Origin of the sequence: Streptomyces sp. G45, assembly GCF_049542095.1 — a bacterium.
Lineage (GTDB): Bacteria > Actinomycetota > Actinomycetes > Streptomycetales > Streptomycetaceae > Streptomyces.
The window spans coordinates 7,907,389-7,927,620 of sequence record NZ_JBMUZU010000001.1; the positions used below are offsets into that span (position 1 = coordinate 7,907,389).

Consider the following 20,232-nt stretch of genomic DNA (forward strand, 5'->3'; position numbering starts at 1 on the left):
CGTCGAGTAGACCGATCTGTTTACTTCCCGCAGCGAGTATACAGATCGGTTTACTATGGTCGGATGACGGAGAACGTGAACGAGGGCGAGGGATCAGGGCCGGGGCCGCGCAGGGTCGTCCTGACGCCCGGGGCGCGGCGCGTCCTGGAGGCGGCGGAGCGGCTGTTCTACGAGCGCGGCATCCACGCCGTGGGCGTGGACCTGATCGCGGCCGAGGCGGGCGTCACCAAGAAGACGCTCTACGACCGGTTCGGCTCCAAGGAGCAGATCGTCGTGGAGTACCTGGCCGAGCGGGACGAGCGCTGGCGCGCCTTCCTCGCCGGTCACCTGGAGCGGGCCCGCACCCCCGAGGGGCGGGTGCTGGCCGTCTTCGACGCCTCGCGCGCCTGGGCCGAGCGGAGCCTGCCCCGAGGGTGCAGCATGGTCAACGCCCACGCGGAGATCGCGGACCCCGCCCACCCGGCGTACGCGGTGATCACCGGTCAGAAGGCCTGGATGCTCGCACTGTTCACCGATCTGGCCCGCGCGCTCGCGCCGCGCCGGGCGCGGGCGGTCGGCAGGTCGCTGATGCTGCTGCACGAGGGGGCCCTGGTGGCGTACGGCATCGGCGTCTTCCCCGACGCCATCGGGCACGCGCGCGGGCAGGCGGAGGACCTGCTGCGCGCGCTGCCGGATCAGGTGCCGTCCGCGCGGAGTTGAGTGTCGTATGCATAGATGTTGGGCAAAGCTTTACGGACGGCTGGAATGTGACGTTCCAGTTGGGTCGGGGGCGGCGTCCGGCGCGCTCGCGGGCGAGGGGCGCCCCATGGTGACGGCTTGACCTTCGGTGCGGCGCGGCCGAAACGCCGTGGGTGGGGCGGGCGTACCGGGTGACGGGCGCGTTGACCGTATGCGGTCGGAGGCGGACTCTGGCGATATAGCTGTTAGATACAACTACTTCGCGGGAGGAACTGCGCATGTGCGGTATCACCGGCTGGGTCTCGTTCGACCGTGATCTGCGTCTCCAGGGCCAGGCCCTGGACGCGATGACCGAGACGATGTCCTGCCGCGGCCCGGACGACCGCGGCACCTGGGCCGAGGGCCCCGCCGCGCTCGGCCACCGGCGCCTGGCCATCATCGACCTGCCCGGCGGGCGCCAGCCCATGACCGCGGCGACGCCCGAGGGCACGGTGGCGCTCGTGTACTCCGGCGAGACCTACAACTTCACCGAGCTGCGCACCGAACTCGCCGCGCTGGGCCACGCGTTCACCACCTCGTCCGACACCGAGGTCGTGCTGCGCGGCTACCTCCAGTGGGGCGAGGCGGTCGCGGAGCGCCTCAACGGCATGTACGCCTTCGCCGTCTGGGACGGCCGCCACGACCGCCTGGTGATGATCCGCGACCGCATGGGCATCAAGCCCTTCTACTACTTCCGCACGCCCGACGGCGTCCTGTTCGGCTCCGAGCCCAAGGCGATCCTCGCCAACCCCCTGGCCCGCGCCCGCGTGACCGCCGAAGGCCTGCGCGAGGTGTTCGCCTTCGTGAAGACGCCGGGGCACGCCGTCTGGGACGGCATGCGCGAGGTCGAGCCCGGCACGGTCGTCACCGTCGACCGCGAGGGGCTGCGCACCCGCACGTATTGGCGCCTGGAGACCCGGCCGCACCCGCACGGCCGCGAGGAGACCGTCGCCACGGTCCGCTCGCTGCTCGACGACATCGTGCGCCGCCAGCTGGTGTCCGACGTGCCGCGCTGCGTCCTGCTCTCCGGCGGGCTCGACTCCTCCGCGATGTCGGCGCTCGCGGCCGCGCAGCTCGCCGACAGCGGCGAGACGCTGCGCAGCTTCTCCGTGGACTTCGTGGGCCTGACCGACCACTTCGTCGCCGACGACCTGCGCGGCACGCCGGACACCCCCTACGCCCACGACGTCGCCCGCCTCGCGGGCACCGACCACCGCGACATCGTCTTGGACGCGCAGACGCTCGCCGACCCCGAGGTGCGGGCGAAGATGCTCACGGCCCGCGACCTGCCCGTCGGCTTCGGCGACATGGACGCCTCGCTCTACCTGCTGTTCCAGGCGATCCGCGAGCACTCCACGGTGGCCCTGTCCGGCGAGTCGGCGGACGAAGTCTTCGGCGGCTACCTCCAGTTCTTCGACGAACAGGCCCGCCAGGGCACCACCTTCCCCTGGCTGGTGCGGCACGCCGAGACCCTCGGCGACGACACGGGCGCGCTGCGCCGGGACGTCCTCGACGCCCTCGACCTGCCCGGGTACGTCGGCGACAGCTACGCCACGGCCGCCGCGGGCGTCGAACGGCTCGACGGCGAGAGCGACTTCGAGTACCGCATGCGCACCATCAGCCACCTCTACCTGACCCGCTTCGTGCGGGTGCTGCTGGACCGCAAGGACCGCGCGAGCATGGCCGTGGGCCTTGAGGTGCGGGTGCCGTTCTGCGACCACCGGCTCGTCGGCTACGTGTACAACGCGCCCTGGGCGCTGAAGTCCTTCGACGGCCGGGAGAAGTCGCTGCTGCGCGAGGCGGCCAGGGACCGGCTGCCGAAGTCGGTGTACGACCGGGTGAAGAGCCCCTACCCGTCCACGCAGGACCCGAAGTACGCCTTCGCGCTCCAGGAGCACGCGAAGGACCTCCTGGCGAACCCGAGCCACCCGGTCTTCGACCTCGTCGACCGGGCGGCCCTGCGCCGCCTCGCGGAGCGGGAGGCGCCGCAGATCCGGCAGGCCTCGCGGCGCGGCCTCGAGCGGGCGCTCGACCTGGCCCTGTGGTTCGACCTGTACAAGCCCGAGGTGGCGCTGGCCTGACGGCCGCCGCCGTCACTGGCCCGAGCGGCTGCGCACGGTCGGCTGGCGCGGCACCGTGTCCCGGTCCGGGGCCGTCGCGAGCGTGTCCAGGAACCGCTGGAGCGCGGGGGCGGCCCCGGCGTCCAGGCGGCGGCGCACCGGAGGCACGGAGGCGCCGCGCCGGGGGCCCTGCGGGTCGTGGACGCCGAGGTCGGCCGTGAGGTGGACGGCCGCCGCGCGGCGTATGAACTCCGCGGCCGTGATCCCGAGCCGGTCCGCGTGCCGCAGCACCGCGTCGTACTCGTCGGGTGGGAACAAGACCTGCACAGGCTTGGCACCGTCCATGGACGCATGATGCCGCCCTGGCCGGTTCCATGCGGTCGGATTGGCATATTCCGCTCAAAGGGGTGGACGCGCGCGGAACGGGTGGCGCCGGTCGCGGCGGCGGCTCTGAGCAGCGGCGGGGGCGGCCCGACGGGGGAGCGGGGTGCGGTCCGCCGGTGGGGGGTGCGGCCTCCGGCGGGGCGAGGACCGGCCGACGCGAGGGTCCGGGCGGGCCCTGAGGAGGGGCGAGGACCGGCCGAGGCGGGGGTGCGGGCAGGTCCTGAGGGCCTGAGGAGGGGCGAGCCCCGGCCGGACGGGGGACTCACGGCCGGGGCTCTTATCTTGTTCAACGGTGAAATACGCAGGCGCGTTCCACGCGTCCGGCCTGATCTGCTGTGATCTGCGTTACTCGCCCGTAGCCGGTGCACCTCACCCCCATGGATGTCCAGGTGTACTCAGCACCACCCCCCGCTCGGTGCGTACGCCCAATGTGTCCGACCCCGCCCGTCCGTAGCGTCATGGGTGAGGCGCCGCGGTGCCTCCTGCGAAGCGCCGAGAGAAGGGAAAGCGGGGCCATGTTCGGACACTTTCGCCGCCAGGGCGGGACCGGATCCACCCGGAGCGCGGAGGCGCTGCGGCTCGTCAAGGTCAGCAAGGTCTACGGGAGCGACGACAGCGCCGTCACCGCGCTCGACGGCGTCTCCCTCAGCCTGCCCGCCGGAAGCTTCACCGCCGTCATGGGGCCCTCCGGATCCGGCAAGTCGACGCTCCTGCAGTGCGCCGCCGGGCTCGACCGGGCCGACAGCGGCATCGTCATGGTGGACGGCGAGCAGATGACCGGCGGCACCGAGGCGGAGCTCACCAAGTTCCGGCGCCAGCGCGTCGGCTTCGTCTTCCAGCAGTACAACCTGCTCGACACCCTCACCGTCGAGCAGAACACCACGCTGCCGCTGCGGCTCGCCGGACGGCGCGTCGACCGCCGCCGCGCCCGCGACATCCTCGCCCGGGTCGGCCTCGGCGAGCGGCTCGGGCACCGGCCCGACCAGCTCTCCGGCGGCCAGCGCCAGCGCGTCGCCATCGCCCGGGCCCTGGTCACCGAACCCAGCGTGATCTTCGCGGACGAGCCGACGGGCGCGCTCGACACCCGCAGCGCCCGCGAGGTCCTCGGACTGCTCCAGGAGGCCGTGCGGGTGCACGGCAGGACCGTGGTCATGGTGACCCACGACCCGGTGGCCGCCAGCTACGCGGACGCGGTGCTGTTCCTCGCGGACGGCCGCCTCGCCGGGCACATGGAGCGGCCCACGGTCGACGAGGTCGCCGAGCGGCTCGCGCACCTCGGCGACATGGTCGCCGCCCGCCACGACGTGCCCGCGGGGGTGTGAGCGATGTTCCTGCTCGCCCTGCGCTCCCTGCGGCAGCGCCCCGGACGCTGCGTCGCCACGCTGCTGTCCGCGTTCCTCGGCGCCGCCGTCATCATGACCTTCAACTCCCTGCACGACACGGCCGGTGCCCCCGGCGTCGACAGCACCAGCTCCGAGTCCCTGACCACCGCCGCCAGCGTCGTCGGTGGCTACGGCACCCTGCTCGTGTTCTTCGCCGTCGCCTCCACGCTCACCGTCAACGTCCGCCAGCGCGGCACCGAGATCGCCCTGCTGCGCTCCACCGGGGCGACCCCCGCGCAGATCAAGCGCATGATCGTCGGCGAGGCCGCCGTCATCGCGCTGGTCGGCGCCGTCCTCGCCATCGGGCCCGCGATGCTCGGCGGGCGCCTGCTGCTCCACCTCTTCAAGGACAGCGGGCAGGTCGCCGACTCCGTCGACTACACCTTCGGCCCCGTCGCCCTGCTGACCGGCGTCGACATCACCCTGGTCGCCGCCGTCGGCGCCGCGCTGCTCGCGGTGCGCCGAGCCACCAAGGCCGCCGCGGGGGAGCGCGCGCCCCGAGGCAGGGGGCGCGTCTTCCTCGCGTACGCCGCCCTGGCCGCCGGTGCCGGAAGCGTCAGCACCACCTTCGCCTTCGACGCCACGGACCCCGCCCTGATGGCTCCCGCCGCCTACGGCTCCATCCTGCTCGCCGTCGGCCTCGCCATGCTCGCGCCCCGGCTGCTGCACGGCCTGCTCGGGCTCCTGGAGTGGCCGCTCACCGCGCTCGCCGGAGCGAGCGGCTACCTCACCGTGCACACCCTGCGGCGGCGCGCCGGTGAACTCGCCGGTGTCCTCATGCCGTTGATCCTCTTCACCGGCATGGCGACCGCCACCCTGTACATGCAGGCGGTCGAGAACGACGCCATCGAGGCCTCCGGCCTGACCAAGTCCGTCGACGACAAGAACCTCCAGACCCTGAACCTCGTCGTCGTCGGCATCATCGTCGTCTTCGCCTGCGTCATGCTCGTCAACAGCCTGTACGCCGCCACGTCCTACCGGGCCCGGGAGTTCGGGCAGCAGCGCCTCGCCGGAGCCACGCCCAGGCAGGTGCTCGCCACGGTTGGCGTCGAGGGCCTGGCCCTCACCCTGACCGGGGTGTGCCTCGGCTCGCTCGCCGGGCTCGCCGGGATCGTCTCGTTCACCTCGGTACGCGCCGACCAGGCCCTGCCCGACCAGGGCCTCGGCATCTGGTTCGCCGTCGTGGCCGTCGCGACGGCGGCGACGCTCGGGACCATGCTGGTCACGGCGCGGCGGGTGCTGCGGGCTCCGGCGGTGGAGGCGGTTGCCCTCGCGGCGTGATCTGGCGGGGCGCCTGGTGCCGGGTTCCCGGTGCCGGGCGCCTTTGGCCTGTCGGCCCCTTTGGCCTGTCGGCCCCTTTGGCCTGTCGGCCCGTTGCCTGTTGTTCGTTGGCTTCGTGCTGTGGTGTGTTCTTGGTCTGCGGGTTGGTCGTGGCTGGTCGCGCAGTTCCCGCGCCCCTTCGGGGCGCTTTGGTGTGCCGGGGGTTGGGGGTGGGTGTGCCGGGGGCTTGGGAGAGGGGTTCGTTGTAGCTTCGTGGCGTGACGCTTGATGATCTCCGTGTCTTCATAGCCGTCTGCCGTGCCGGGAGCCTGAGCGCGGTGGCGCGGGAGCTCTCCTGTACGCAGTCGGCGGTGAGCCAGCACGTCAAACGCCTGGAGAAGGAACTCGCCGTCTGCCTCGTGGAGCGGCACGCGCGCGGTGTCGTGCCCACCTCGGCGGGCCGCATCCTGCACGCCGCCGCGGCCGACGGCATCGGCGGCATCGACCTCGCCCTGCGCCGCCTGCGCGACCAGGCGCGCGGTGAGGGCGGCGCCGTGCGCGTCACCACGGGGGCGACGACCGTACGGCACTTCATGGCCGACGCGATCGTCGACTTCCGGCGGCGCCACCCCCGCGTGACCCTGGAGTTCCAGACGGCCAGCTCGAGCCGGGCCTGCTTCGACGCGCTCGCCAACGACGACCTGGACCTGGCATGGATCACCATCGGCGCCCCCGTGCGCGGCATCGAGCAGCGGCCCGTCGCCGACCTGCCGTGGGTGCTCGCCGTCCCCGAGGGCGACCCGCTGGCCGTCCAGGACCGCGTCGGCCTCGCCGACCTGGCGTCCTGCCCGCTGATCCGGCCCCCTCAGGCCGCCACCTCGCGCGCCCAGCTCGACGCGGCCCTCGGGCAGGTGGGCCTGAGCCCGGCGGGGCACACCAGCGTCGCCGACTGGGACACCGCGCTGCTGCTCACCGAACTCGGCGTAGGCCGGGCCGTGGTGCCCGAGCTGCCCGGCTGGCGCGCGGCGGTCCCACCGGGCCTGCGGCTGCTGCCGATCGCGGGGCTGCCCGCCCTGTCGGTGGGCTGGGCGGTGCGCCGCTGGGACGCGCTCAGCCCGCTGGCCCGCACCTTCGCGGACGCGGTGGCCGCGGGGTGCGCGGCGGACCGGGCGGCCGGGGGCGTGCCCGCTCAGGGCGCCCCGCCGGTCGACGGCGGGGCGAGGCGGGCCGCGCGCATCTGGAGGTAGCGGACCTCCGGGCGGCTCAGGGTGCGCTGGGCCGCCAACTGGTAGGCGGCGCGCGCCCCTTCGAGGTCGCCCGCCTTCTCCAGCAGATGGGCGCGCACCGCGTCGAGGCGGTGGTGGCCCGCCAACCGGCCCTCCAGGTCAGCGAGTTCGGCGAGACCCGCCCGGGGCCCGTGCACCATGGCGACCGCCACGGCCCGGCCCAGCTCGGCCATCGGCTCCGGGGCGCGGCGCACCAGGACGTCGTACAGGGCGAGGATCTGCGGCCAGTCGGTGTCCTCGGCGCGCGCCGCCTCGTCGTGCAGCGCGGCGATCGCCGCCTGCACCTGGTACACGCCCGCGGGCCCCTGCCGCAGCGCCTCCTCGACCAGGGCCGTGCCCTCGGCGACGGCCGCCGCGTCCCACCGGGAGCGGTCCTGCTCGTCGAGCGGGATCAGCTCGCCGTGCGGGCCGGTGCGGGCGGCGCTGCGCGCGTCGGTGAGCAGCATCAGCGCGAGCAGCCCCGTCACCGCGCCCTCCCGCGGCAGCAGCCGACGCACCGCCCGGGTCAGCCGGATCGCCTCGCGGGCCAGGTCGGCGCGGTGCAGCGCCGGGCCCGACGTCGCCGTGTAGCCCTCGTTGAAGATCAGGTACAGGACCTGGAGGACCACGGCCAGCCGCTGGTCGCGGTCGGCGGGGCCCGGCTGCCGGAACGGCACGCCCCGTATCCGCCGCTTGGCGCGGCTGACGCGCTGCGCCATCGTCGCCTCCGGCACCAGGTGCGCGCGGGCGATCTCGGCGGTGGTCAGGCCGCCGACGGCCCGCAGCGTCAGGGCGATCTGCGCGGCCGGGGTCAGCGCCGGGTCGCAGCACAGGAACAGCAGCGTGAGCGTGTCGTCGTCGGACGGGGCGCGGCTCTCGCCGGGCGCGGGCGCCGCGAGGGCGTCGCGCGGCAGCAGCCGGGCGGCGCTCTCCTCGCGGCGGCGCCGCGCCTCGTCGGCGCGCAGCTGGTCCACCAGGCGGCGCGCCGCCACCCTGATCAGCCAGCCGCGCGGGTTGTCGGGCACCCCCTGGCCCGGCCACTGCCGCGCGGCGGCGAGCAGCGCCTCCTGCACGGCGTCCTCGGCCTCGTCGAAGTGGCCGTAGCGGCGTACGAGCGCGCCGAGGACCTGCGGCGCGTGCAGGCGCAGCAGGTCCTCGACCTCAGGGGCGCGGGTCACCGGAGCCCTCCCGGACGCGGCGGCGTCACCCGCTCGTGCCGTCGCCGCCCTCCTCCTGCACGGGCCGGATCACCACCGGCGGGTTCGGCGCGCCCTTCGGCACGGGGCACCGCAGGACGCGCTCGGCGATCTCCGTGACGCGCTCCAGGCTCTCGCACTCCAGGAGCCAGTACCCCGCGAGCACCTCCTTGGTCTCGCCGAACGGGCCGTCCGTGACCACCGGGCGGCCCTCGTCGTCCAGGCTCACCACGCGGGCCTGTGCGGGCTCCGCCAGGCCCTGGCCGTCGATGTACTCACCGGACTCGGCGAGGTCGTCGTTCAGGGCCCCCATGAACGCGAACATCTCCTGGAGCTCCTTCTCGCTCCAGGCCGGGCTGTGCGCGGAGGCCTTGCCGCACATGGCGTCGTAGTCGGCCTGCGCGCCCTGCACCATCACCAGGTACTTCATGTCCGTCACTCCTCGGCTGTCAGATCGCCCCTCATGGGCAACTCTCACAGGGGACGTCGGAGCGGGCGACCCGCTCTCGACACGTCCCGCGGAATTTCTTCCACGGGTCCCGTCCCGCCACGGGCGGCGGCCGTGTGCGGCGCCGTCCCCCGACCGGCGCACCCCACGGGGCGGCGCCGGGCGGGTGCCGGGAGAGTGAGGGCATGCGTGCCTGGCGGGAGACGGTGGCGGGGTTGCTGCCGCGTGCCGCGGGCGGGCTGTGGCCGCGCGGCCGCGCGGTCCGCGTGGTGCTCGCGGCCGTGCCCGGCCTGCTCGCCGCGGGGACGCTGGCGCTGTGCGCGGCGGGCGTGGAGCACGCGGCCTCCGGCGGCGGGCGCGAGCACGCCACGCGGACCGCCGCGGCCCCGCACCGCGCGGCCCGGCCGGTGATCGTGCCGCGCGCCCGCTGGCTGGGCGAGGCGCCCGCCAGCCATCCGCCGGTGCGCTACGGCGGACCCGTCCTCGCCGTCTTCGTCCACCACACCGACTCGCCCAACGGGTACGACTGCGCCGACGCGCCCCGCATCATCCGCGCCCTCGCCGCCGGGCAGACCACGGCCCGCTTCTTCGACGACATCGGCTACAACTTCCTCGTCGACCGCTGCGGCACGATCTACGAGGGCCGCGCGGGCGGCGTCGACCAGCCGGTCGTCGGCGCGCACACGCAGGGCTTCAACCACCGCACGGCGGGCGTCGCCGCGATCGGCACGTTCACCGCGGGCACCCCGGTGCCGCGGCCCATGGCCGAGTCCATCGCCGCGCTCGCCGCCTGGAAGCTCGGCCTCGCCGACGTCGACCCGCGGCTGCGCGCCCGCCTGGTCTCCTCCAACGGCCTCAGCCGCTTCCCCGCGGGCACACGCGCCGAGTTCGACGCCGTCGCGGGGCACGCCGACGGCTACTCCACCCAGTGCCCCGGCGCCGCGCTGCGCGCCGCCCTGCCCGCGATCAGGGAGCGCGCCGCGCACCTCCAGGGCCGTGAGCCCGCACGCGCCCAGGCGGCGGGACGGCGCCCGCCGTCCCGCCCCTAGCGGCCGCGTTCAACGGTTCGCGGTCGCGTACACGATGAGGTTGTCCACGGGGTGCCCCTGGGCGTCGTACGCGCCATCGCAGGTGATCAGGCGCAGGGCCCGTGCACTGGTCCGGCCGTAGACCTTCGCCGTGGGGAAGGCCCGCTTGCTGACCGTCTCGGTGCCGGTGACGGTGAAGTGCGCCGTCGCGCCGCGGGCGTCGCGGACGGTGACGCGGGCGCCCTTGCGGAGGTCCTTCAGGTCGTGGAAGACGGCCTTGCCGTAGCGGGTGTCGTTGTGGCCGATGAGGACGGCCGCGCCGCGCTCGCCGGGCACGGCGCCGCCGGTGTACCAGCCCGCCGTCATGCCCTTGTCCGGCGGCGGCACCTCGACGGTGCGGTCCGCGTTGAGGCCGAGGCGCATCAGCGGGGCGCTCACCCCGATGGACGGGATGGACACGCGCACCGGATCCGCGGGCCCGACGCGGATGGCACCGCCCTTCGCGTCGGTCTCGCCGTCGCCGTGCGAGGCGTCCACGGAGTACGTCGACGGGGCGCGGGGCACCTCGGAGTCATCGGCGTCGGAGGCGGACGAGCAGCCGCTCGCGGCCGCGAGGGCGAGGGCGAGCGCGGCGAGTGCGGCGCCCCGGGCGGGGCGCGGGGACTTCGTCGGGGTCATGGGGCTCCGTGGGGGTGGTGCCGCCCGTGCGGACGGCACCACCCCGGTGTGATCGGGCGGACGGGGCGTCAGGGGTGACCGGGGGGTGTGGTCAGCCCTGGGCGCGCCCGGCGGCCCGGCGGCGCAGGACCACCGTGCTCGCGGCCGCGGCCAGGGCGATGCCCGCGGCCGTGCCCATCACGGTGTGGTCGCCGCCGCCGGAGGACGGGCGCTCGCCCGCGGCGACGCCGCCGCGCGGGGCGACGGGCTTGCTGCCGCCGTCCTTCAGGACCTCCGCTGCCGCCGCCCGCTTCTTGGCGACGGCGTCCTTGGAGACCTTCGGCGCGGGCGCGGGCGCCGCCTCCGTGACCGTGGGCTTCGGCTTCGGCGTGACCTCCGAGGCGTGCGCCACGGCGGACGGCGCGGCCAGCACACCGAAGGCGACGGCGGCCGAGACGGCCGCGGCCCGCAGGGAACGGGCGCGGAAGCGCGGGGACAGGGGGGACAGAGGGGCAGAGAGGACATGGGGGCTCCGATCCGGCTGAATATCACTGGGCATCAGGGAGTGCCCGGCGGGAGCGGTGAACACCAAGACCCCGCCGGGCACGGTCGTCAGGCTGTCGCGGAGTTATGAGGAAACTGTCAGGTTCCTGTTGGCGTCCGATCAGGGCCGCCGGTGCAGGGGAGCGGCCCCCCGAGCCCTGGGCCCTGAGCAGCGCCCTAAGGTGACGCCATGACGACGTTGCTGATCCATGACGGTGCCGCCGACCCGCTGGCCCCCACGCCGCGCACGGGCGGAGTGCCGCTGGTGCCGGAGGGCTTCGCCTGGCCCGAGTGCGGCGAGTGCGAGGGAGCGATGCAGTTCCTGGCCCACCTGCCGCTCGACACGGACGTCGTCGCGGTGTTCCAGTGCCAGAACGACCCCGGGCTGTGCGACGAGTGGGACGCCACGGGCGGAGGGAACAAGGCGTTCCGCTTCGCCGCCGAGGGGCTCGTCCCGGCCGTCGTGCCCGAGGAGGGCGAGACCCGGCTGGGCGCGGTCAGCGCGCTGCGCGCGGAGCGGGTCGCCGCGGACGGCTTCGCGGAGGCGCTCGACCAGTGGGCGGACGGCGGCGGGGAGCCGCGCCTCGTCCAGGGCCAGCTCGGCGGCGCACCCGCCTGGGTCCAGGGCGACGAGACGCCCGACTGCCCCGCCTGCACGGCGCCCATGGCGTTCGCGGCGCAACTGGAGGAGGGCCACGACCACGCCACGGCCGCCAACTTCGGGGGCGGCGGCATCGGCTACGTGTTCACGTGCGGGGACTGCCGGGAGGCCGCGTTCCTCTGGCAGTGCTAGGCGCTCCGGGGGACGCGCGGTGCTGTCCGCCGGGCCCCCGGGGAGCCGCCCGGCTCGCCGGGCGCGTGTCAGACCCCTCTGGCACAGTGCCCCTCATGCTCACTGATCGCCACGAGGCCTTCCGCGCCCTGCACCGCGCCGGTGCGCCGCTGCTCCTCCCCAACGCCTGGGACCACGCGTCCGCCGCCGCGCTCGCCCGCGCCGGGTTCCCCGCGATCGGCACGACGAGCCTCGGGGTCGCCGCGGCCGCGGGCAAGGCCGACGCCACCGGCGCCGCGCGCGAGGAGACGCTGCGGCTCGCCCGCGGCATCGCGCGCCTGCCCGCGCTGATCACCGTCGACATCGAGGGCGGCTTCGCCCAGCGCCCCGAGGACGTCGCCGCGCTGGCCCGCGAGCTGACCGCGGCGGGCGTGGTCGGCGTGAACATCGAGGACGGCCGCCCGGACGGCACCCTCGCGCCCGTCGCCGCCCAGTGCGAGCTGATCCGCGCCGTGAAGGAGGCCGTGCCCGAGCTGTTCGTGAACGCCCGCACGGACGCCTACTGGCTGGACGCCGGGCGCGCGCCCGAGGCCGAGCGCCGCACGGCCGCGTACCAACAGGCGGGCGCCGACGGGGTGTTCGTGCCGGGCGTGCAGGACGAGTCCGTGATCGCCGCGCTGACCGCCGCGCTCGACGTCCCCCTGAACGTCCTGTACGCGCCGGGCGGCCTGACGCCCCAGCGCCTCGCCGAGCTGGGCGTGCGGCGCGTGAGCACCGGCTCGCTGCTGTTCCGCACGGCCGTGCAGCAAGCGGTCGACGTGGCCAGGGAGTTCACTCACGGCGCCTTGATCCCCGGGGACGTACTGTCGTACGCCGACGCGCAGGATCTCGCGACGGCGTACGAGGGCTCGGCACACGAGGAATCGGGGCATGAGCGATCGGGGCACGGAGGGTCGGCGCAGGAGTGAGGGAGGGGGGCGGCGCATGGGTGGGCGGGACACCACGCGGCGGGCGTCGCGCGCGGCGCGCCCCGGCTCCGGGCCGCCGTCCCTGTGGGCCGACTCCAACTACCGCCTGTTCCTCGCCCTCCAGGGCCTGTCGGCGCTGGGTGACTCCTTCTCGCACGTGGCGATCCCGCTGCTCGTGCTGCACCGGACCGGCTCGGTCGCGCAGATGGGCCTCGTCACCGCCCTGACCGGGCTCGCCTCGATCGTCACGGGCCTGTTCGCCGGGGTCGTCGCCGACCGCCTGGACCGGCGGCGGCTGCTGATGGCCACCGACGTCGCGCGGTGCGTCCTGCTCGGCAGCGTGCCCCTGGTGTGGCTGTTCGCGACGCCGATCTGGCTGGTCTACGCGGTCGTGCCGCTCGCCGCGGCCTTCGGCATGCTCTTCCAGGTCACGTATGTGACGGTGGTGCCCGCCATCGTTCCGCAGGGTCAGATCCTCAAGGCCAACAGCCACCTGTTCGGGACGTACGCCGTCGCCAGCGCGGGCGGCCCGATGCTCGCGGGCCTGGTCGCGGCCGGGTTCGGGCCCGCCGCGGCGCTCGGCATCGACGCCGTGACGTTCGCGGTGTCGGCGGTCGGCATCCTCTTCGTCCGCGTCCGCGCCGCCCCGTCGCCCGAGCGGGGACCGGCCGAACGGGCGGGAGTGCGGGGGGAGTTCGCCGCCGGGGCGCGGTTCCTGTGGCGGCACCCGGTGCTGCGGCCCCTGACGGTGCTGCTCACCCTCGTCATCTTCCTCACGTACGGCCTGACCGACCTCGTCGTCTTCCGGGTGAAGGAGGAACTCGGGCACGGCGACAGCACCGTGGGCTACGTCCTGACGGCCGCGACCCTCGGCACCCTCGCCGCCGCGGCCGTCGTCGACCGGGTCCGCAAGCGCCTCGGCTTCGGGGTGGTGTGGGTCGGCGTGCACATCGCCGCGGGTGCCGCCGTGGCCGCGCTCGGCCTGACCGGCAGCGTCCCCGCGGTGGGCGCCCTGGCCGCCGCCGTGCTGTTCTGCACCGGCATGGCGGGGATGAACTCCCTGTCCCTGCGCCAGGAAGTGACGCCCGGTCACCTCCTGGGCCGGGTCACCTCGGCGTTCTGGACCCTCCACAACGCCCTCGGCCCGGCGGGCGCGGCGGCCGTCACCGCGGCGGCGGGCACCTGGGGGGTGGCGCCGGTCTGCCTGACGGTGGGCGCGGCCCTGGTCGCCATCGCCCTCGCGGCGACGCGCACGGGCGTGGGCCGCTCCCGCGTCGGCCGCGACCCGGGCGCCGGACGGGCGGTGGAACCCGGCCCGTCCGGCGCGTGAGGCCGACGGCAGGTCAGCGGCGCGATTCCTCCGGGTGCCTGACCGGCGGCTCCCCCGCCGAGGGGGCCTCGTCGCCGTGCCCCGGCCACCACGCCGCGTGCCCGATCAGGGCGGTGAGCGCGGGGGTGAAGAGCATCGCCATGACGAACGCCGCGATCACGATGCCGAAGGACAGCGAGAAGCCCATCTGGGACAGCGTCGAGTTGCCCGCGAGCATCAGCGTCGCGAACGTGCCCGCGAGGATGACGCCCGCCGAGCCGATCGTGGGGCCCGAGTGCCGCACCGCCGTGCCCGCCGCGTCGTGCGGGTCGCGGCCCTCGCGGGCCTCCTCGCGCAGGCGCGACACCATCAGGATGTTGTAGTCCGTGCCGAGCGCCACCACGAACAGGTACATGATCACGGGCAGCATGAACATCAGCCCCGGCTGGTCGCCCAGCTGCTGGAAGATCAGCGAGGTCGCGCCGAGCGTCGCGCCGAACCCGAGCGCCACCGACAGCATCAGGTACCAGGGCGCCACCAGGCTGCGCAGCAGCAGCCCCAGGATCACCATGATGGCGATCGCCGCCACCGGGAAGACCACCGAGTAGTCGCGGTCCACGGCCTTGTTGATGTCGACGTACACGGCCGTGGTGCCGCCCACCAGGGCCTCGGTGCCGGACGGCGCGTCGTCGTGCGCGGCGGGCCGCAGCCGGTCCTTGATGGTGTCCAGGGCCTTCTCGGAGGCGGGCGGGTCCCCGAGGATCACCGAGTACGCGGCGGTCGTGCGGTCCTTGCTGAGCTGGGGCGCCGCCACCGAGCCGACGCCGTCGACGGCCCTCAGCCGGTCGCGGAACGCGGCCGGTTGCCCCTCGCCGAGCGGCCCGTCGCCCTTGGACGTCAGGTACACGAACGTGGGGTCGGTGGTGCCCGCGGGGAAGCCCTTCTCCAGGTTGTCCTGCCAGACGATGGACTCCTTGTCCTTGGGCAGCGAGGAGCCCGCGAGGTCGAAGTTCGCCTTGTAGCCGAGGGCGCCGAGCGCCAGGGCTCCCATGAACAGGCCCGAGACGACCGTCCACACGGCGGGTTTGCGCGCGATGGACCCGCCGAGCTTGGCGAATCCGGTGCCCTGCGGCTCCCGCTGCCAGGACTTCGACGGCCAGAAGACCTTCGTACCGAGCAGCGACACCACGGCGGGCACCAGCGTCAGCCCGGCGAGCAGCGTCAGGAACACGGCGATCGCGAGGGCGGGGCCCATCGAGCGCAGCATGCCGAGCGACGACAGGGTGAGCGCGGCGAACGCCACGATGACGGCGCCCGCCGCCGACGCGATCGCCTCGCCGACCCGCTCCACGGCGTGCACCATGCCGCCCTTGGGGTCCTCGCCCGCGCGCAGCGCCTCGCGGTAGCGGAACAGCAGGAACAGGATGTAGTCGGTGCCGACGCCGAACAGGACGACGGTGAGCAGCTCCTGGATGGAGGAGTCGGCCTTCATGTCGAAGGCCTTGTTCGCCCAGGCGATCAGGCCCGTGGCCATCGGGGAGATCAAGCCGATCAGGACGACCGGCAGCAGCGCGATGATGGGGCTGCGGAAGATCACAAGCAGCAGCACGATGATGATCACGATGGTGCCGACGCCGACGAGCATGCCCGCCCGCTCCGAGGCGTCCCGCTCGTCCAGGGCCTGCGCCGCCGAGCCGGTGATGCCCGCGTCGAGGTCGGAGCCCTTGAGCGCCGACTTGAGGTCGCCGCGCAGGTCCTCGACGGCGTCCTGCTGGGTGGTGTCCTCGGGGTTGGTGACCTTCGGCATGGCCACCACGGACGTCTGCACCCGCTTGTTGGGGGAGACCTCGCCCGGCCTGACGGCCTGGACGTCCTTGATCTTCTTCGCCTCCAGGTCCTTGGAGACCCGGACGACCTCGGCGGAGTCGGCCGCGGTCAGGGCGCGGCCGTCGGAGCGCTGGAAGACGATGATCGCGCCGACGTTCTCCTGCTGCGGGAAGTCCCTCTCCTGCAGGTCCGAGGCGCGGATGGACTCATAGTGCTCGGGAAGGAAGCTCGCCTCGTCGGTGCTCGACGTGAGCTTCGGTGCCAGTGAGATCACGGCGGCGGCCGCGACCACCCAGGCGAGGATGACCCACCACGGGCGGCGGACCACGAACCGGCCCAGTGCAGAGAACATGAACCACTGCCTCTCCTCGCCCCCGAGGCACATCGCATCCTGCCCAGCATCGGCCGGACTATGCGACCCCGCCACTCGGGCGGGCCCCTCGCGGGGCCCGCCGTAGGGCTGGGCGGCGCCGCGGCCGGTGCCCCGGCTCCCTGCGGGCCCCTGCGGGGCGACGGCCTCGACTCCCGGCTGGGCCTCAGCTCCCGGCTGGGCCTTGGCCCTGGCTTCCCGCGGGGCGTCGGCCTCAGCTCCCCGCGGGGCGTCGGCTGGGCCCCTGCGGGTCCCCGGCCCTGGACCCCGGTAGGACTTCGGCCAGCCCCTGCGGGGTCTCGGCCTCGGCTCCCTACGGGACCTGGCCGGATCCCTGCGGGGCGACGGCCGGGGCTCTGCGGGACCCCTGCTGGGCCCCTGCGGGGGCTCGGCCCCGGGACCCTGTGGATCCTTGGCCAGATCCCTGTAGGGGCGTCAGGCCCGGCTCCCTGCGAGAAACCGGCCAGGCCCCTGGGACCTGGCCGGATCCCCGCGCGGCCTCGACTGAGCCCGTGTAGGGCCCCCGGGCCCAGGCGGCCCCCAGCAGGGCCCCCGCAGCCCCCGGCAGGGCCCCGCCGGGCCCCGAGGTCAGAAGTTGATCATGTGTCCGGCCAGGCCGTGCACGGCCTCCTTGACGGCCTCGCCGAGCGTCGGGTGGGCGTGCACGTTGCGGGCCACCTCGTGCACCGTGAGGTCCCACTGCTGGGCCAGGGTCAGCTCCGGGAGCAGTTCGGTGACGTCGGGGCCGATCAGGTGGGCGCCGATGATCTCGCCGTACTTCGCGTCGCTGATGATCTTCACGAAGCCGACGGTGTCGCCGAGGCCGTGCGCCTTGCCGTTCGCCTGGAACGGGAACTTGGCGACCTTGACGTCGAAGCCCTTCTCCTTGGCCTGCGCCTCCGTCCAGCCGAAGCTCGCGATCTGCGGCTGGCAGTAGGTGGCGCGCGGGATCATCGGGTAGTCGAGTTCCATCGTCTCGGCGTCCGCGATGGTCTCGGCGGCCACGACGCCCATGGACTCGGCGGTGTGCGCGAGCATCAGCTTGGCGGTGACGTCGCCGATGGCGTAGATGTGCGGCACGCTCGTGCGGCAGCGGCCGTCCACCTCGATGGCGCCGCGCTCGGTGAGCGCCACGCCGGTCGCCTCCAGGCCGTAGCCGGTGACGTTCGGCGCGAAGCCGATGGCCTGGAGCACCTTGTCGGCCTCCAGGACCTGCTGGGCCCCGTCCTTGCCGGTGACCGTGACGCGGACCTGCTCGCCGGACTCGTCGATGGACTCCACGCGGGTGGAGGTCAGCACGTCGATGCCGAGCTTGCGGTACTGCTTCGCCAACTCCTTGGAGACGTCCGCGTCCTCCAGGGGCGCGATCCGGTCCAGGAACTCGACGATCGTGACCTTCACGCCGTAGTTGTGCAGGACGTACGCGAATTCGACGCCGATGGCGCCCGCGCCCGCGATCACGATGGAGCGCGGCAGCTCGTCGGCGAGGATCTGCTCCTCGTACGTCACCACGCGGTCGCTGCGGCGCGTGCCGGGCAGCAGCTTCGGGGTGGCGCCGGTGGCGATGACGCAGTTGTCGAAGCCGATCGTGGTGGTCGTGCCGTCCGACTTGGCCACCTGGAGGGTGTTCGCGTCGAGGAAGGTGCCCCGGCCGTCGAACTCCGTGATCTTGTTCTTCTTCATCAGGAAGTGGACGCCCTTGACGCGGCCGTCCGCGACCGTGCGGCTGCGCCGGAACGCCTCGCCGTAGTCGAAGGAGACCTCGCCGTCGACCTTGATGCCGTAGGTCTTCGCCTCGTGCGTGAACAGGTGCGCCAGCTCGGCGTTGCGCAGCAGCGCCTTCGTCGGGATGCAGCCGACGTTGAGGCAGACACCGCCCCAGTACTTCTCCTCCACGACCGCGACTCGCTTGCCGAGCTGGGCGGCGCGGATGGCGGCCACGTAGCCGCCGGGGCCTGCTCCGAGCACGACGACGTCGAAGCGCTCATCCATGGGGTGGTCCTCCCTGGGTTGCACGAACCTGCCTGTACGGCACGATCATCCGCCATGCCGGGTCCCCCGGGGAATTCGGGGCCCTGTGCTGCCCCCCGGTGGGGTGGTTGGCGTCTTTCCCCACCCGCCCGCCCTTCCTTCGCGCTCCGCGCCTCGTCCTCAAACGCCGGACGGGCTTGGTTGGTCGCCGGGCGGGCTTGGTTGGTCGCCGGGCGGGACTGATGGGTCGGCGTTCGCTTCAGGGGTGTTCCGGTGGGGCGTCGTGAGGCGCCATCTGCGTTCTCCCTCGTGGTGCTCGGCGGTGGGGAGAGGCCCGCGGCTCGGGCCACGGCCGCGGACGCGGTGTGGTCGGGGTGGATGTGGGCGATCACTTCCGGTACGCCGGGGTGGGCGGCCAGCCAGGTGACGAGGGCGCGAGCCGCCTCCGTCGCGATGCCCTGCCCCTGCCACGGCGTGCCGACCACCCACGCCACCTCGGCGGCGTCAGGGGTGACGGTCGCCTGCACGGTCCCCGCGAGGTGCCCCCGCTCGCCCAGCCTGATGACCCAGTTGCACCACGAGACGCCGGGGTCCGGCGCCCCGGAGACCTGGCGCGCGTAGCGGGCGCGCAGCGCGTCCACGTCCAGCGGCGCGCCCCCGATGAACCCGTGCAGCGCCGGGTCGGACAGGACGACGGCCATCTCCTCGGCGTGGGCGACCCGGAGGGGTTCGAGGACCAGCCGGTCGGTGGCGAGCGGTACGGCGGTGAGGGGGCGGGGCGCGGGGCGGTGCGCGCCTGCCGCCAGGTGCTCGACGCCGCCGGGAGGGCTCCCCGAAGGTCCCGTAAGACCTGAATCCTCATCAAGGGCATGACATTCGTGAGACGTGGGCATAACTCCGAAGGAAACCAGGGGAGTCAGCCGGTGCCAAGGTGAACAGGGGCACGGCAAGGGCGCCACGAGAACGCAGGACGGCATTGTGCGGCCCCCGACGCTCGGGACATCGGGGGCCGCGGGCCTCGGCTTCCTCCCCCACGAAAGGTTGCCGAGGGATCTGGGGGTGGCGTGCCGTCAGAAGTTGAGCAGCGCGCCTTCGGCGAGGGCGGCGTTCTTCGTGCACGCGTTGCCGAACGTCGTCGACCACGCCACGTGCTTGCCCTGCCACACACCGGTCACGGAGACCACGACCGGGTTCCACTCCTTGGTACAGATGCCCTTCGGGTTGTCGTCGACGAGCGCGTCGAACCTGGCCTCCACCGCGTTGAGCTCGGCACAGGCCGCGCCCGGTGCGGGGTGGGTGCCCGAGGCCTTGGGGGCGCAGGTCAGGGTGACCGCGCGCTGCACCGTGGCCGTAGCGGCGTCTTCGCCCTGGCCGACGGTGAGCACGAGGTCCGACGGCGCGTACAGGCTCGTCGGCTGCGGCGTCGCCGCGTGGGCGGCGCCTGTGGTGACCGCGGAGGCGGTCAGGACACCGGCGGCCACGGCGGCGGCCGCGCTCACGGTCTTGAGGAGGTGACGCACTTTTGACGCTCCTTCAAATGCGGGTGGGTGGTACGCGGATGGTGGTGCGCACCGGTGCTGCTCGGAGTTACGGACGGGTTGCGTGCCGTAACGGTGATTGCGTTCGGGAGTCTTGCAAGTGCGCTGAGTGAGCAGCAACTAGATGGTCGATTTCCGGATGGGGTCGTCCGCTGAGCGCTGCCCGAAAGGCCGTTCGGGCAGCTCAGGGCGGCCGAGCCGGGCGTGCGCCCGGCGCCCAGGCGTGCCGCGCGACCCGGTGGTATAACCCGGAACAACCACTTGACCTGCGAAAATGAGCGGTTGGTTGTTTTCTGTCGCGCTGCCTTCGACCGGAAACCATCGGTTGACCGCGCGGGTCACGAAGGGATATTCGCGCGCCGTTCACCGCGGCGGGGTGGCGCCTGACCTGCGTCGCAGGGGCGGACCTGCCTCCTTGCGGGGCCGCGCCCCGGCCCGGGAGCGGTCCGCGCCCGCGCGCCGGGGTCCGTGCGGCCGGACTTCCCCGCCGCTCGCTGTCCGGCGTTCGTCACACGGGGTTGTGTACGGCTGGTGGGG

The 20,232-nt window shown here is 73.9% G+C and carries 18 protein-coding genes and 1 pseudogene; 10 read left to right on the forward strand and 9 right to left on the reverse strand.

Annotated elements, in window-relative coordinates; genetic code table 11:
* Positions 1-63 precede the first annotated feature (63 nt).
* Together ACOBQU_RS33675 and asnB are read left to right on the forward strand one after the other, a co-directional pair.
* On the forward strand, positions 64-699 hold the full coding sequence (locus ACOBQU_RS33675) for a TetR/AcrR family transcriptional regulator (RefSeq protein WP_423632458.1): 636 nt from the start codon (positions 64-66) through the stop codon (positions 697-699).
* 257 nt (positions 700-956) lie between these two features.
* Positions 957-2,798: an asparagine synthase (glutamine-hydrolyzing) gene (asnB, locus tag ACOBQU_RS33680; protein WP_423632459.1), complete on the forward strand. Its 1,842-nt coding sequence runs from the start codon at positions 957-959 to the stop codon at positions 2,796-2,798.
* A 12-nt stretch (positions 2,799-2,810) separates the two neighbouring features.
* On the opposite strand, the gene ACOBQU_RS33685 is transcribed toward asnB, so the two are convergent.
* Positions 2,811-3,122 (reverse strand): hypothetical protein, encoded by a 312-nt coding sequence (locus ACOBQU_RS33685; RefSeq protein ID WP_423632461.1) that lies wholly within the window; start codon positions 3,120-3,122, stop codon positions 2,811-2,813.
* 554 nt (positions 3,123-3,676) lie between these two features.
* Here ACOBQU_RS33685 and ACOBQU_RS33690 point away from each other — a divergent pair.
* From ACOBQU_RS33690 to ACOBQU_RS33700, 3 genes are all read left to right on the forward strand, one after another.
* Positions 3,677-4,483 (forward strand): ABC transporter ATP-binding protein, encoded by an 807-nt coding sequence (locus ACOBQU_RS33690; protein ID WP_423632463.1) that lies wholly within the window; start codon positions 3,677-3,679, stop codon positions 4,481-4,483.
* A gap of 3 nt (positions 4,484-4,486) precedes the next feature.
* Positions 4,487-5,824: an FtsX-like permease family protein gene (locus ACOBQU_RS33695; protein ID WP_423632465.1), complete on the forward strand. Its 1,338-nt coding sequence runs from the start codon at positions 4,487-4,489 to the stop codon at positions 5,822-5,824.
* A 257-nt stretch (positions 5,825-6,081) separates the two neighbouring features.
* A complete protein-coding gene (locus tag ACOBQU_RS33700) occupies positions 6,082-7,050 on the forward strand; it encodes a LysR family transcriptional regulator (protein WP_423632467.1) in 969 nt (322 codons plus the stop codon).
* Here ACOBQU_RS33700 and ACOBQU_RS33705 read toward each other — a convergent pair.
* Together ACOBQU_RS33705 and ACOBQU_RS33710 are read right to left on the reverse strand one after the other, a co-directional pair.
* Positions 6,993-8,246: an RNA polymerase sigma factor gene (locus ACOBQU_RS33705; RefSeq protein ID WP_423632469.1), complete on the reverse strand. Its 1,254-nt coding sequence runs from the start codon at positions 8,244-8,246 to the stop codon at positions 6,993-6,995. The genes ACOBQU_RS33700 and ACOBQU_RS33705 overlap by 58 nt on opposite strands.
* 25 nt (positions 8,247-8,271) lie before the next feature.
* Positions 8,272-8,694, reverse strand: coding sequence for a YciI family protein (locus ACOBQU_RS33710; RefSeq protein WP_423632471.1), 423 nt, complete (start codon positions 8,692-8,694; stop codon positions 8,272-8,274).
* Between the two features lie 203 nt (positions 8,695-8,897).
* Between ACOBQU_RS33710 and ACOBQU_RS33715 the strand changes: the two genes are divergently transcribed.
* Positions 8,898-9,761, forward strand: a complete 864-nt coding sequence (locus ACOBQU_RS33715) for a peptidoglycan recognition protein family protein (RefSeq protein WP_423632473.1) — start codon at positions 8,898-8,900, stop codon at positions 9,759-9,761.
* Between the two features lie 9 nt (positions 9,762-9,770).
* Here ACOBQU_RS33715 and ACOBQU_RS33720 read toward each other — a convergent pair whose 3' ends face one another.
* Positions 9,771-10,418, reverse strand: a complete 648-nt coding sequence (locus ACOBQU_RS33720) for a class F sortase (RefSeq protein ID WP_423632475.1) — start codon at positions 10,416-10,418, stop codon at positions 9,771-9,773.
* Positions 10,419-10,509: 91 nt separating this feature from the next.
* Entirely contained in the window at positions 10,510-11,004 is a 495-nt protein-coding gene (locus tag ACOBQU_RS33725) for a hypothetical protein (RefSeq protein WP_423632477.1), read from the reverse strand.
* A 126-nt stretch (positions 11,005-11,130) separates the two neighbouring features.
* On the opposite strand from ACOBQU_RS33725, the gene ACOBQU_RS33730 reads away from it, so the two are divergent.
* The 3 genes from ACOBQU_RS33730 (at position 11,131) to ACOBQU_RS33740 (ending at position 14,010) form a co-directional block, all read left to right on the forward strand.
* The gene (locus ACOBQU_RS33730; protein WP_423632479.1) at positions 11,131-11,733 is read left to right on the forward strand and encodes a hypothetical protein; all 603 of its coding nucleotides are present in this window, start codon (positions 11,131-11,133) and stop codon (positions 11,731-11,733) included.
* 95 nt (positions 11,734-11,828) lie between these two features.
* A complete protein-coding gene (locus ACOBQU_RS33735; protein WP_423632481.1) occupies positions 11,829-12,680 on the forward strand; it encodes an isocitrate lyase/PEP mutase family protein in 852 nt (283 codons plus the stop codon).
* 16 nt (positions 12,681-12,696) lie between these two features.
* Positions 12,697-14,010 (forward strand): MFS transporter, encoded by a 1,314-nt coding sequence (locus tag ACOBQU_RS33740; protein ID WP_423632483.1) that lies wholly within the window; start codon positions 12,697-12,699, stop codon positions 14,008-14,010.
* Between the two features lie 13 nt (positions 14,011-14,023).
* Here the strand turns inward: ACOBQU_RS33740 and ACOBQU_RS33745 are convergent, their stop codons facing one another.
* The 3 genes and pseudogenes from ACOBQU_RS33745 to ACOBQU_RS33755 form a co-directional block, all read right to left on the reverse strand.
* Positions 14,024-16,168 carry an MMPL family transporter gene (locus ACOBQU_RS33745; protein ID WP_423632485.1) on the reverse strand — a complete coding sequence of 715 codons (2,145 nt, stop codon included), beginning with the start codon at positions 16,166-16,168 and terminating at the stop codon, positions 14,024-14,026.
* A gap of 606 nt (positions 16,169-16,774) precedes the next feature.
* Positions 16,775-18,178: a dihydrolipoyl dehydrogenase gene (gene lpdA / locus ACOBQU_RS33750; RefSeq protein ID WP_423632487.1), complete on the reverse strand. Its 1,404-nt coding sequence runs from the start codon at positions 18,176-18,178 to the stop codon at positions 16,775-16,777.
* A gap of 159 nt (positions 18,179-18,337) precedes the next feature.
* Positions 18,338-18,897, reverse strand: a pseudogene (locus ACOBQU_RS33755) (GNAT family N-acetyltransferase).
* On the opposite strand from ACOBQU_RS33755, the gene ACOBQU_RS33760 reads away from it, so the two are divergent.
* Positions 18,826-19,011, forward strand: coding sequence for a hypothetical protein (locus tag ACOBQU_RS33760; RefSeq protein WP_423635047.1), 186 nt, complete (start codon positions 18,826-18,828; stop codon positions 19,009-19,011). The pseudogene ACOBQU_RS33755 and the gene ACOBQU_RS33760 overlap by 72 nt on opposite strands.
* Before the next feature lie 216 nt (positions 19,012-19,227).
* Here ACOBQU_RS33760 and ACOBQU_RS33765 read toward each other — a convergent pair whose 3' ends face one another.
* A complete protein-coding gene (locus ACOBQU_RS33765; RefSeq protein ID WP_423632489.1) occupies positions 19,228-19,677 on the reverse strand; it encodes a subtilase-type protease inhibitor in 450 nt (149 codons plus the stop codon).
* Positions 19,678-20,232: the final 555 nt, after the last annotated feature.